Origin of the sequence: Rhodospirillum sp. A1_3_36, from assembly GCF_047263945.1 — a bacterium.
Lineage (GTDB): Bacteria > Pseudomonadota > Alphaproteobacteria > Rhodospirillales > Rhodospirillaceae > Rhodospirillum.
In genome coordinates this window covers 263,889-276,648 of the sequence record NZ_JBLAVB010000002.1, presented here as the reverse complement: position 1 = coordinate 276,648, position 12,760 = coordinate 263,889, and the positions used below count along the sequence as shown (strand labels likewise).

Sequence of the window (12,760 nt, the reverse complement as noted above, 5' to 3'; positions counted from 1 at the left end):
CTTATGGAAGATCATGGTGTGCTTGTTGAGGTCTTGACCCTGCTGGTTGCGGCAATCGCGGCAGCCACAGTGTTCAGCCGTCTGGGTTTTGGGGCAATCCTGGGCTATCTGGTGGCCGGTGCGGTTATCGGACCCTGGGGCTTAGGTTTGATCCGAGATCCCGGGGAAATCGCCCATATTGGCGAGTTCGGAGTCGTCTTTCTGTTGTTTTTGATCGGCATCGAACTCAAACCCAGCCGCCTGTGGGTCATGCGCCGCTTGGTGTTTGGCCTGGGGGGAGCCCAGGTCCTGGTGTCCGGGGGGGCGCTCTCTGCTTTGGCTTCCCTGGGGTTGGGGCTGGATCCGGGACCCGCCCTGGTGGCTGGATTCGGTCTTGCCCTGTCCTCCACGGCGTTCGGCGTGCAACTGTTGTCAGATCGAAATCAACTCTCTGCCCAGTGGGGCCGCGCCGGATTCTCCATTCTGCTCTTCCAAGACCTCGCGGTTGTGCCTCTGTTGGCGATGGTTCCCCTTCTGGCGGATACGGGGTCGGGGTTATCCATGGACTTGGGTCTAGCCATCGTTGAGACCTTGGGGATCCTGGTGGCGGTGATCCTGGGAGGACGGATTCTGATCAATCCGGTCTTGAAACTGATTGCCTCGACCCGAGGGGCGGAGGTCTTCACCGGGATGGCCCTGTTGCTGGTCCTGGGCTTTGGCTGGCTTATGGAGCATGCGGGGCTGTCCATGGCCATGGGTGCATTTCTCGCGGGCGTGCTGCTTGCCGATTCCGAATACCGCCATCAGGTTGAAGTGGATATCCAGCCCTTCCGGGGATTGTTGCTCGGCTTGTTTTTTATGGCCGTGGGCATGGGTATCGATCTGGGGGCGTTGGTGAACAATTGGTCGTTGATCCTGGGCGCTTTGGTCGTCCTGCTGGTGGTCAAGGCCGGGCTGATCATCGGTCTGGCGCGATTATCCGGGCTGGATGCTGCAGGATCCCTCCAGGCGGGATTGCTGCTGGCCCAGGCTGGGGAATTCGGTTTCGTCCTGTTCGCCTATGCGGGGGAGCAGGGTGTGCTTGCTCCGGCGGTCTCCGAACCGTTGGTCTCGGTGATCGCCCTGGGTATGGCTGTTACGCCCTTGTTGGCGATGCTGGGTGACCGGTTGGCGCCCCGGTTTAAGAATGCAAGGGCGGCCGATGGCGCCGAGGATGCGGACCCGTCGGAAGACCGCCCCGTTCTGATTGCGGGGTTTGGTCGGGTGGGCGAGACAGTGGCACGTATGCTTCACAGCCTTGGAATCCCGTGTCGCGCCATTGATCTGGACAGCGAGAACGTGGACCGGGGGCGCAAGGCGGGGACCCGGGTCTATTACGGGGACGCCAGTCGGCCGGAGATTCTGCGCGCTGTCGGCGCGGCGGAGGCTCGCCTTTTGGTGATTACCCTGGATAGCCCTCGGGCTGCGGAACGGACTCTCTGGACTGTCCGCCACCATTTCCCCAACCTCCCTGTCCACGCCCGGGCCCGGGACTTGGCCATGTCCGAGCATCTTCGGAACCAGGGGGCGGCGCACGCCGTGCCGGAGACTTTGGAGGCGAGCTTGCGCCTGGGGGCGGAGGCGGCCAAGGCGGCCAAGGCCGATCCGGCTGCGGTAGCGGATTTGGTGCGTGCGCTGCGGGGGGACCATTACACGGGGCTGACCCAAGCCATGGATGAGGCCCGCCAGGAGTCGGCATCGGATGCGTCATCGGTTGGAAAGGGGGTCTGACTTCGGTCGTTTCGGGCCTGTCGGCTATCCCTGCTCGCCAGAGGGTTTGAGAAAGGCCCTGCGGGACAGTCGTTTTATTTCAAAAACATAATCTTCCTGACTCCATCCCCGATCCTGGACCAGCTGTTCCCACAGGCGAACGGAAAGGAGAGCCCAAAGGCTGTCCGTGGCACGCTCGACGGTCAGCGCCGGGTCCAGATCGCCATCTCGGTCCAAGGCTGTGATCGCGGCCTCGCAGCCCTGGCGGAGGGCTTCCATGCGGTTGCCCCAGGCGGCTTGGGCTTCGGGGTCCGTATCGGCCATCGCCATCAGGGCACCCGCTCCCCCATGAATCACCGGAATGAACCCACACCAAGCCTGGATGAAGCTCTCCAGCCGCTCCTGTCCTGTGGTCGCGGTACGGCTGGGGGCGAGGCGTTCTTCCGTGTCCGCACGGTCCTCGATGAATCGGGTCGTGGCAATGAGTAAGTCTGCCCTGTTCTGGAAATGCAGGTAGACGGCCTGGCGGCTGACGCCCGCTTCCTTGGCGACATCTCCCATGCGGACCTGGGCCCCGGGACCCCGCTCAAGCAAGCGCCAGCAGGCATCGAGGATTCGGTCTCGGGTGGCGTCACGGGAGGATTTGCCCGATGTCGGGGTTGGGGTGGTTTGGGGCAAGGGCGTTTCTCTGGGTTGGAGTGGGGACAATCAATGGTGGGACAGAGATGAATGGAACTTGACAGCATGTCAAGGGAGGCGATATTGACGCTGTGTAAAGTTTACACTGTGTCAATTTGACTCGTCGAAAGGACTACGCCATGCCCAATATCCTCGCCCCTCAGGGTCGCTGCTCCCAAACCCCGTCTGTTTTGGTCTTGGGTGGCACGGGAAAAACCGGCCATCGCATCGTTGACCGCCTGACCGCCAAAGGAGTCCCCACTCGAGTTGGCTCCAGGCGGGGGGCAATCCCTTTTGATTGGGGCAGCCCCTCAGGGTGGTCTGCGGCTCTGGACGCTATGGAGGTTGCCTATGTGAACTACGCCCCGGACCTCGCCATTCCCGGGGCGCCCGAGACCATCGCGGACTTTGTCGAAAGCGCTCGTGCCGCTGGATTACGCCGTCTTGTCTTGCTTTCGGGGCGAGGAGAGGCCGGAGCAGAAACCTGCGAAAGGATCGTATTGTCCAGCGGTCTGGAGGCCACGGTCGTCCGGGCGAGTTGGTTCAACCAGAACTTCACCGAAGGCGCATTTCTCCCCATGGTCCAGGGTGGAACCATCGCCCTTCCCGCTGGGGATATTCCCGAACCCTTTATCGATGCCGATGACATTGCCGACGTGGCCGTAGCGGCCATGACCGAACCGGATTGGGTCGGGGAGGTCTTGGAGGTGACGGGTCCCCGGGCTATGACTTTCGCCGAGATCGCCCGAGAGATCGTCCGGGCTTCTGGGCGGTCGATCAATTTTGTCCAGATCTCCCACGACGCCTTTCTTGAGGACGTCAGCCGGTGCGGAGCACCTAAGGACGTTGTTTGGTTACTGGACTACCTGTTTTCCACCGTGCTGGACGGGCGGAATGTCGGGCTGGGCGATGGGGTGCAGCGGGTCTTGGGCCGCGATCCGAAGGATTTCTCCACATTCGCATGCGAGGCGGCCGTGACAGGGATCTGGTCCCAGGCCGCATCGAAGATACTCTAAACTTATAGAATGAGAGTCAGACGGGGCCAGTTTGATTCAAACTGATCCCGTTTGACTCTCACCAATTGCTACAACAAAAGTGTGCTGCCGGGGACGACCGTCTCCGGTGCCGTGTCCTCCAGGGTCAACCCACCGGCCAACAGGTCGGCTATGGCGCCGCGCAGAACCTCCGGTTTGACTGGCTTGTGCAGGAGGGGGAGGCCGCTGGCGTCCGCTTCTCGCAAGCGCTGGGGCGCGGTGTCGCCGGTCAGCAACAGGGCAGGAACGGGCAGGGCGAAATGGGTGCGGACCAGGGTCACAGCGTCCACCCCGGTTTCTTGCTCTCCCAGGCGGTAGTCGGCGATGATTACATCCGGTGGCGCCTCGAAGCCGCCGGACTCCAGGCCTTCTCGCAGACCTTCAAGGTCATCGAAGGCCAAAACCTCGCACTCCCAACCCTCCAGGACCAGGGTCAAGCCATCCAGAATCGCCGGTTCGTCATCGATCAGCAGCACGGTCAACCCCTGGGCCGCTTCCGGTTCAGCTGACCGAAGGCCCCCGGTTCCATATCCCGCCAGCACTCCTTGGGGTGGGGATAGCACAAGGCCGAACCGAGATCCTTTTCCAGGGATTGAGGCCAAGGTAATTTGGGCATCCAACAAGGTTGCCACCCGTTTAACGATGGCCAATCCCAAACCCAGCCCTTCACCTTTCTCGCGGGTGGGGTTTTCCACTTGGTGGAAATCCTCGAAAATCAGGCTGTGCTGCTCCTCGGGGATGCCGGACCCGGTGTCGATCACCTGGATTTCCACCAGTCTTCCGGACCGGTGGCGGATGCCTAAGAGGACACGACCTTGGGGCGTATACCGCAGGGCATTCCCCAGAAAATTCCGCAAGATGATTTCCACCAGGGCAGGATCCGCATGGGCCTTGGCCGAGGTGCTGACATGGCTGAAGCTCAAACCCTTGGCGGCGGCCACAGGGTGGAATTCGTCGGCGAGGCGCGAGAGCAGGGGGGCTAAGGAAATGTCCCGGGGTTCCCGCCGCATCAACCCGGCGTCGAGTTTGGAAATGTCCAACAGGGTGTTCAGCAGACCCGTCAGGGCCTCTGCGGTCTTCTCGATCTTGGTGACGATCTCGCGCTTGCGGGGATTCTCTTCCCGGGCGGCGAGGACGGAGACGAACATGTTGAGGGCCTGGAGGGGTTGACGCAAATCGTGGCTGGCCGCCGCAAGGAAGCGGGTCTTGGCTCGGCTGGCTCGGTCTGCCTCCTCCTTGGCCTCCCTCAGGCGATGTTCGGCCAGATGTTCTTGGGTGATGTCACGTAGGTGCATGACCACATAGGGCCGTTCTCCCACCAGGGGGCTTTGTAGGGCGGCGCTGACCGAGGCCCAGATCGTGTTCCCATCGGCGCCGACGAACCGCATGCGGACGGTGACCGAGGTTTCCTGGCCGTTGCCCAGGCGGCGGACGAGGTCCAGGGCAATTTTGATATCTCCGGGAAAGACCCTGGAGGGCAGGTCGCCGGGGGTCTTTTCGGACAGGCCCAGAAGGTCGCGCAGGACCGGATTGACCATGCGGAAGCGTCCATCCAGCTCCACCAGTGCCATGCCATGGCCGGCGGCGTCAAAGGTGCCACGGAACCGTTCCTCGCTATCCCTGAGGGCCAGGGCGAGACTGCGGGTTTCCGATATTTCCCTAGCGCGGATGACGACGCCTTCGATGGTGTGCCAGGAACCTGTCACGGGCGCCAGACGGACGGACCACCACTGGCCATCTTCCTGGTCCTCGATCACCTCGGCGATGCCGCAACTGGCAACCCTGGCGAGGGCGGCGCGGCGTCCTTCGGCCACGGCGGGAGCGTGGGCGGCAAAGGCATCCATGCCGATGGCGTCCTTGGGATGGCACACACCCAGGCGTTTCGCACATGCGCTGCCAGTGGCCAGGATGCGGCCCTTCAGGTCCACCAGGGTGATGTCGTCATCCAGACTGTCCAGAATGACGTGAAGAATGGTTCGGCTGTCCAGGGTCATTTGGATCTCAGTTTTTTTGGGAGGCTCGGCTTGGTCCGGAGGTCTTTTCTTGTACACCGGGGGGTGGGGGATCGTCATTGCCTGGCGTCGCCATCGCTTGACGGCGGCGGTTGGACTCCCGAAATATGGGTATGGACCGGTGCCCCTTCTGGGGCCGGTCCACTTCATGGGCGCCGGAAACGGGCCCCATGTGGACTCGCTCCAGACCCAAATGGCCTTGCGCCGCATTGGGTTTCTACCATTGAGGAGGACGCAGGTGACCAGAGTATCCGTATTCAATAGCCCGCTTTTGCTGGGGTTCGACCATTTCGAGCGTGTGCTCGACCGGGTGTCCAAGAACCAGGCCGAGGGCTATCCCCCCTATAATATCGAGCAGACCAGCGAAATTGGCCTCAGGATCACCCTGGCCGTCGCCGGATTCGCTGAAACGGACTTGTCCGTGGCCGTGGAGGACAATCAGCTTGTCATTCGTGGCAAGCGCCAGAACGACGATTGCGAACGCATTTATCTGCACCGGGGTATAGCGTCGCGCCAGTTCCAGCGCGCCTTCGTCCTCGCCGAGGGGATAGAAATATCCGGGGCGAGCCTGGAAAACGGGCTTTTGCATGTCGATCTGGAACGGCCGATTCCGGAAACCAAAGTGCGTCATATTCCCATCGATGCCAAGGGTGAGACCGTCAAGGGGGCGCCGTCGCGTGCCATTGATGTCTCCGCCTTGGCTCGGGATGACGAGAATTCCTGATCCGATTCGTGCATCGGATTGGTGGTAAGATGATTGGAGCGATGCCCATATGGGGTCGCGTGAGAGGAAAACGGGAGATTGTCACCATGACAGCCGTCAAGACGACACCAGCCCATCAAATACAGGCCACGCAAACGGGAGCTGATCAGGCAGGGTCCCATCAGGATGATGGCCAAATACTGTCTATCAACCCCGAAGAATTGGCCGTGTTGGGCCTGAACGCCATCGCCTACGCTCGGCATTCCGTTCTGGACCATGATGGCCCGGCAGATGGATTCACCATCCACGCCGCCAATGGCGCGCGTATTGGGTGGGCGCCCAGCCTGGAATTGGCGAATGCAGCCATCGTCCAGCATGACATGAGGCCCATGCCCGTCCACTGACGGGCAAGAGTTATGCCCCCGTCAATGGACGGGGGATGCAGACGCCCATGCCGTTCCCATGGGCGTCTGTTGAAGACCCTTTACCGGTTGGTTTGAAGCGATTCCGTCAGGCTGGTCAGGGCCGCTTGGGTTAGTTCGCCGTCGTTGAACTGCACTCTGAGATAATCCTTGGTTTGCTCGATCACGGCTCCCTTAGGCTTGGCGCCGTTTGGCAAATGGATGGTGATGGTGCTTCCCTGAGATATGGCTTCGGAGACTTGCGTCAGTCTTGCGCCGCCCAGGCTGATGTCTTCCAGCATGCAAGGGATGACTTTGGAGGAGGCATCCAGGGAGCAGGTGACATTGATATGGAACCGCTGGGCCTTGCGCCGGTCCACGTCCTTGGTGCTGGTGCGGACGACCGAGATCAGGGTCTTTCGCAGTTCGTTGATGGATGTGGCCACGTCTGAGGAGCCCTGGCGCATGACCGTGGCCCTGTCACCATTGGCCCGGGCATTGTCCGAGACCTCGGTGATGCGTGACGTAACCTCTCGCGACGACTCCGCAGTTTGACTGACGTTGCGGGCGATTTCCCGGGTTGCTGCGCCCTGTTCCTCCATGGCTGCGGCGATGGTTTCGGACACGTGGTCCATGTCATGGATGGTGGCGCTGATGTCATCCACGGCCAGGGTGGCGGACTGGGTCGCGTTTTGAATATCCGTGATGCGCCGGGTGATCTCTTCGGTGGAGCGTGCCGTCTGGTTGGCCAAGTTTTTGACTTCTCCTGCCACGACAGCAAAACCTTTGCCGGCCTCGCCTGCCCGGGCGGCCTCAATCGTGGCATTCAGCGCCAGTAGGTTGGTCTGGCTGGCGATGTCGCTGATCAGATTGGCGACTTCGCCGATCCGTTCCACGGTGTTATTCAGTTCGGTGATGGTCCGTTTTGTCCTGTCTCCAGCATCGACTGCCTTGGCCGTGATATCGGTTGCCCGGGTCACTTGGCTGGAGATCTCGTGGATGGAGGCGGTCATTTCCTCGGTCGCTGAGGCGACGGCTTGGGCGTTGGCGAGGGCTTCCTCCGCAGCGGCAGCGACGGCTGAGGCGTTTTCCGCCACCTCTGTTGCACTGTCTGCCATGACGTTGGCCGTTTTGGCCATGTTTTCGCTTCGGTCGGCAACGGCGTCGACCGCATTTCGGGTTTCCTGCTCCACCGTTTCGGCCATGGCGCGTAGGGCGGCCGTTTTTTGCTCCTCGGCGGCTTGTCGGTTTAATTCCTGTTGTTCGCGGAGCTGGGCGGCTTCAGCCCCTGACTGTCGCAAGACATCGACAGCCTTGGCGATTTCTCCCAGTTCGTCCGGCCGGGTTTGACCGGGAACCATGACGTCGTACTTCTCGGCTTTCAAATGTCCCATGACGGCGGTCAAAGCGAGGATGGGACGGGTCAGAGAGCGGGAGAATAGAAAGCCGACCAGGAACAGGAGAACGGCAGAAATGGCCGTGACGAGGAGGATGGACTTGGTTAAAGCGCGGGTGGGGGCGAGCATTTCCCCTTCGTTCTGTTCGGCGACCAAAGCCCAGCGGACGCCATCGATATCGATGGGCATGGCTGTCGCTGCCACAGGGTCACCCAAATAGTCTGTGAAGAGTCCTTGGACACGCTCTCCGGACAGGGCTGCTGTGACTTGAGGTGTGTCGACGGTCTGGCTGAGGATCGTGCTTTCCTTGGAGAATCGACTGTCGGAGCGCATGGTCTTGTCTTTGCCCACCACATAGATTTCACCCGTCTTCCCAAGGCCCATATGTTGCTGCATCAGGTGGTCGATTCGCTCCACGGGCATCTGGAAGGCGAGGACTCCCAGAAGGGTTCCGGTCTTTGGATCGACAATGGGCGTGGACATGAAACTGGCCGGGGTGCCATGGCTGGGGGCATAGGCGGCGAAGTCGAAGAACGCAACCTTGCCGGGTTTGGGGGTGTCCCGGGCTGCGCGGAAGGCCTTTCCCAGCTCTGAATCGGCCCATTTGCCATTGACCAGGTTGGTGGCGTAGTCCAACTCCTTGAAGACCGTGTAGACGAGGTTGCCCTTGGGGTCGAACAGGAAGATATCGTAGTAGCCCCGGGCTCGGAGAAGGTTCCGGAACCAGGAGTGCCACTGGCGGTGGGCAGTGCTGTAGGCTGATCCATCGGAAGCTGCGTCGAGCTCATCCTTATGGCCGGTGGGGTTGGGATTATCGGTGATGTACAGCTTTTGTAGCTGTGCGGTCTGGTCGGAACCCAGGGCATTCCATCCGGCGATGAGGTCGTTCAGGGCCATTCGGGTAGCTGGTCCGGCTGCCAGGACCGTCAAATCTTCTTCAATGGCCTTGAAGTACTGGGTTAATTCGGCAGCGCGCGAATCTAGGACTGCGGAGAGCTTGTTTTGTGTTTCTACGATCAGCGCGTCGCGGGCACGGAGATAGGACAACGTGGCTTGTCCAATGAGGGCAATAAGGCCAAGCCCGACGATCAACAGAGGAATGCGAATGCCGAGACGCAAGGCCTTACTCCTTCTGAAAGTGAGGAGGAACATTCACCACCCGTTTCTGGGGTCGGTGTGATGGGTGTTTTGAAACCGATACAGTATATCGTACCGCAAAAAGTATTCTTTGTCCCACTCTTAAGTTCAGGTCATGCAAGGGTAGTCTAATGCATTGATTCAGGCAAGGGATTGCGGGGAGTTTACAAACCTAACTATAAGTTGTTGTGCCGGGTTAAGCCCAAGCCTATGGTGTTGGCTCCTTGTGTGGTCGCGTAGAGAAAGCCGAATAGTGTCCTCTTGGCTGGAGGCGGAATCAAAGACACCCCGTTTGGGGCAGGGTCTTGTCAGAGCTGACTACGATACACGACAGTGTCTTATATTTTTTTGGGCGATTGCCCAAGGCCCCATTTATTTTGGCCTGGGGTCTGGGGCCTTTTGGCCAGTAAATGCTTGGGGTCTGGGGCCTTTTGGCCCCAGTGGGGGACGGAGCAAAGCCCCCCTGTCGTGTACCGTGAGACTTGATCTCGGAGCACTCTAGGCCAAGTTTTCTTTGAAAACGGCCAGTTCCTCGGGGATGGCTCGGAGGGTAAAATAAAAGGTCGTGCCAACGCCTTCCTCTCCCTCCAGCCAGACGCGACCGCCGTGTCGCTCGACGATTTTCTTCACGACGGCCAGCCCGATTCCGGTTCCCGGATAGCGATCGCGGGTTTGGAGACGCTGGAAAATCATGAAGACCTTGTCGGCAAATTGGGGAGCGATGCCGATACCGTTGTCGCTGACAGCAAAGCGCCAATAGTCCCCATCCTGGGTGACTTGGATCCGGATATCCGGAGTGCGGTCCGGAGCCCGGTATTTTACAGCGTTGCTTAGGAGATTCTGAAACAGGCTCGTAATCTGTGCATCATCGGCCATGACCATGGGTAAGGGCAGGCAGACCAATTGTGCGTTGGCTTCTTCGAAGGAAACGCGCAGATTATTCATGGCCATGTCCAGGCATAGGCGAGTGGACGTCGGCTCCAGGGGGTTGCCTCGGGTGTCGATGCGTGAGAAATGCAACAGGTCTTGGATCAGGTCCTGCATGCGATGGGCCCCATCCACGGCATAGCCGATGAATTCAACGGCGTCGTCGTCCAGATGGTCGGCGTAGCGTCGTTTCAAAAGGCCAAGGTAGCTTGAGACCATGCGCAGAGGTTCCTGCAAGTCATGGGAGGCCACATAGGCGAACTGTTCCAGGTCCTGGTTCGAGCGGCGCAGTTCATCCGTTGCTTTTTTCAGGTTGCTCACGTCGGTCAAAATGCCAACCAAGCCATTGACTTGGCCTTGGGCGTCGGTAAACGCTGCCTTTGACATGGCCATGTCGCGGAAGACGCCCTCGGAATCCATTAACGTGATTTCGCGGATGTCCATGCCTCCGTTGGTGAGAAGGTCCCGGTTTCCTTCCGTCAGGCGGCGTGCCCGTTCCTGGGAAAAAAGCTCATCTGCCGTGGCGCCGAAGACCGCTTCTGGCGACCGGCTCACCAGCGTTCCAAAAGCACGATTACACCCAAGGAAGCGTTCCTGGCGGTCCATGTGAAAGACGGGACTGGGAAGGGTATCGAGCAGGGTATGCTGGAATTCCAACTGATCGGACAGGGCCCTTTCCACGCGTTTTTGCTCGGTTACTTCCCGGAAAAACCAGACCCGGCCCCAGGGGGTGCCCGTGTCGTCCTCCACGGCTAGGGAATGGCGTTCAATGACTCGTCCGTCTCGGAACATGATCTCCAGCCCCACTTCCGGCTCGCGGGGGGCTTCGTTCAGGCTGTTGATGACTTCCAGGAAGGTCTGGGGTTCGGCGACTTTTTTGGCCATGGTCTCGAACAGGAAACCCGGTTCCTCCGTTTCGAGAACATCCGGATCCAACCCCCACAGCCGCCTCAGGCGCAGATTGATCATGCGGGGACGACCCTGCAGGTCTGCGACCAAGATCCCGTTGGGCGAAATGTCCAGGACTGCCCGCATCATGGAAACCTGCATGTTCAGGTCTTCCTGAAGGCGTTTCCGTTCGGAAATATCTTCATACACGGCGACATAGCCGATAACGGCATCATCGGACTGGATTGGGGAAATGGAGACGAGATGCCAAGCGAGATGACCATTCTTGTGACGGTTGATGATCTCGCCGGACCAGTCCCGTCCTTGGGAAACCCGTGACCAGAGGTCCGTGATGACCGAAGGATCCGTTAATCCGGAGCCGATCATCTCAGGGTATTGACCAAGAACATCCGACGGAGTGTAGCCCATTACGTCCTGGAATTTGTGATTCACATAGTCGATGCGTCCTTCCGCATCGGTCATCATCACCGCGACAGGACCTTTCTCCACCGCCGTGGCCAGGCGGAGGCGTTCCATGGCGACTTGGCTCTGGTCTGTCACATCGGCCCAAAGACCGGCGACATAGGGGGGGTGTTCCCCATCTTGTCCTGTTGACCCGTGTTGTCCCGTTGGAATAAGGCGACCTCGGAAGCGGAGCCAACGGATGGATCCGTCCTTGAAGGCGCACCGCACTTGGATGTCCAGCGGTGTGGCCAGGCCCCGTTCCTGGGCTTCCAGTGCTGCCATTAGAGCAAGCCGATCCCGGGGCAAAATCCGATCGAGCCAATTTGTGCCGTCCAAGATTTCATCTTCCAGGCCTCCGCCGCTCATTTCCCCAGTGCCTTCCGAGGACCTCCAGGCCCAGGTTCCCAGGCCCGAGGCCGTAAGGGCGGCGGCGAGTTGGGCATTGTCCCGGTCCTTACGCTCCTGTACGTCGATCCGATGGGCGACCTTTCGAAGGATGGTGATCAGGGCGACTGCCAGAAATAGGGCGAATCCTCCAAATCCGACCAATGAGATCCAGACGGTATGCGTCCAGTGTTTCAAAGCCGCGTCCCGGGACATGGAGAGAGCGATCGTCAGGGTGCCAGAGGACTCAACGCGGGAGGTGCTGACCAAGGTGTCGCTATCCGAGACGGTCGTGCCGGAAGGTTTGGAACAGGCGCCCTGGGATGCCAAGATGGCATCGTTGACATAGAATTGCCGACAAAGCTTGGGATTACTCTGAAGGGTTAGCAAGGCATCGATGTCGATCAGAATCGAGACTGTTCCCAGGGGGGCGCCTGTGTCTCCGGTCATGGGGCTGACCAAGCGAAGCAGGGATGGGCGAAGCAGGGATGGGCGAAGCAGGGATGGGCGAAGCAGGGACGGGCCGCTGCCAAGGATCTGGTACTGGATGGATTCCGGGGTCTTGGACCAGCTTTCCGGTTCCGAAGGGGGGGCAAAAGGGTGTTCGGGAAGGGGGCCTTTGATCACTTGGGCCAGAAGGCGACCGGATTGGCTATGGGCGGCGATGCCAACCAGCCCTGGGACGTCAGCGACAAACGGTGCCAACCGGGTTTTGAAACGATCCGCATCCGGATCCTTTCCCAGGGCCAGGGTTGCACCAGTATCCAGGGCCACTTGTCGTGCGATAGCACCAGCGCCAGAGAGGGTTGCGTCCAGAACATGGGCCAGTTCTACAGCTTCTTCCGTTAGCCGGAGATGTGCGTCCCGCAGGTCCGACTCTCGCTCCTTGACGAGGATCCAGGTGACACAGACCAGAATCAGGACCAACAAGCCAACAATCAGAAGAATTCCAAGCGTCTTTTTTCGGAGTGCCGGAAGGGGATGGGGCCAGCAAGACCAACGGTTC

Annotated in this window: 8 protein-coding genes; 4 read left to right on the top strand and 4 right to left on the bottom strand. The window is 60.1% G+C overall.

Annotated elements, in window-relative coordinates; all coding sequences use genetic code 11:
* Positions 1–18 precede the first annotated feature (18 nt).
* The gene (locus tag ACLIRY_RS05820; RefSeq protein ID WP_413204415.1) at positions 19–1,749 is read left to right on the top strand and encodes a monovalent cation:proton antiporter-2 (CPA2) family protein; all 1,731 of its coding nucleotides are present in this window, start codon (positions 19–21) and stop codon (positions 1,747–1,749) included.
* 24 nt (positions 1,750–1,773) lie between these two features.
* Here the strand turns inward: ACLIRY_RS05820 and ACLIRY_RS05815 are convergent, their stop codons facing one another.
* Positions 1,774–2,406, bottom strand: coding sequence for a TetR/AcrR family transcriptional regulator (locus tag ACLIRY_RS05815; protein ID WP_413204414.1), 633 nt, complete (start codon positions 2,404–2,406; stop codon positions 1,774–1,776).
* A 140-nt stretch (positions 2,407–2,546) separates the two neighbouring features.
* Here ACLIRY_RS05815 and ACLIRY_RS05810 point away from each other — a divergent pair, with 140 nt between their 5' ends.
* Complete coding sequence (locus tag ACLIRY_RS05810) at positions 2,547–3,422, top strand: SDR family oxidoreductase (protein ID WP_413204413.1); 876 nt, start codon at positions 2,547–2,549, stop codon at positions 3,420–3,422.
* A gap of 68 nt (positions 3,423–3,490) precedes the next feature.
* On the opposite strand, the gene ACLIRY_RS05805 is transcribed toward ACLIRY_RS05810, so the two are convergent.
* Complete coding sequence (locus ACLIRY_RS05805) at positions 3,491–5,434, bottom strand: ATP-binding protein (protein ID WP_413204412.1); 1,944 nt, start codon at positions 5,432–5,434, stop codon at positions 3,491–3,493.
* Positions 5,435–5,690: 256 nt separating this feature from the next.
* Between ACLIRY_RS05805 and ACLIRY_RS05800 the strand changes: the two genes are divergently transcribed.
* The gene (locus tag ACLIRY_RS05800) at positions 5,691–6,176 is read left to right on the top strand and encodes an Hsp20 family protein (protein ID WP_413204411.1); all 486 of its coding nucleotides are present in this window, start codon (positions 5,691–5,693) and stop codon (positions 6,174–6,176) included.
* 86 nt (positions 6,177–6,262) lie between these two features.
* A complete protein-coding gene (locus ACLIRY_RS05795) occupies positions 6,263–6,559 on the top strand; it encodes a hypothetical protein (RefSeq protein WP_413204410.1) in 297 nt (98 codons plus the stop codon).
* Between the two features lie 80 nt (positions 6,560–6,639).
* On the opposite strand, the gene ACLIRY_RS05790 is transcribed toward ACLIRY_RS05795, so the two are convergent.
* Together ACLIRY_RS05790 and ACLIRY_RS05785 are read right to left on the bottom strand one after the other, a co-directional pair.
* A complete protein-coding gene (locus ACLIRY_RS05790; protein ID WP_413204409.1) occupies positions 6,640–9,072 on the bottom strand; it encodes a methyl-accepting chemotaxis protein in 2,433 nt (810 codons plus the stop codon).
* A 516-nt stretch (positions 9,073–9,588) separates the two neighbouring features.
* Positions 9,589–12,684 carry a PAS domain S-box protein gene (locus ACLIRY_RS05785; RefSeq protein WP_413204408.1) on the bottom strand — a complete coding sequence of 1,032 codons (3,096 nt, stop codon included), beginning with the start codon at positions 12,682–12,684 and terminating at the stop codon, positions 9,589–9,591.
* Between the last annotated feature and the right edge of the window lie 76 nt (positions 12,685–12,760).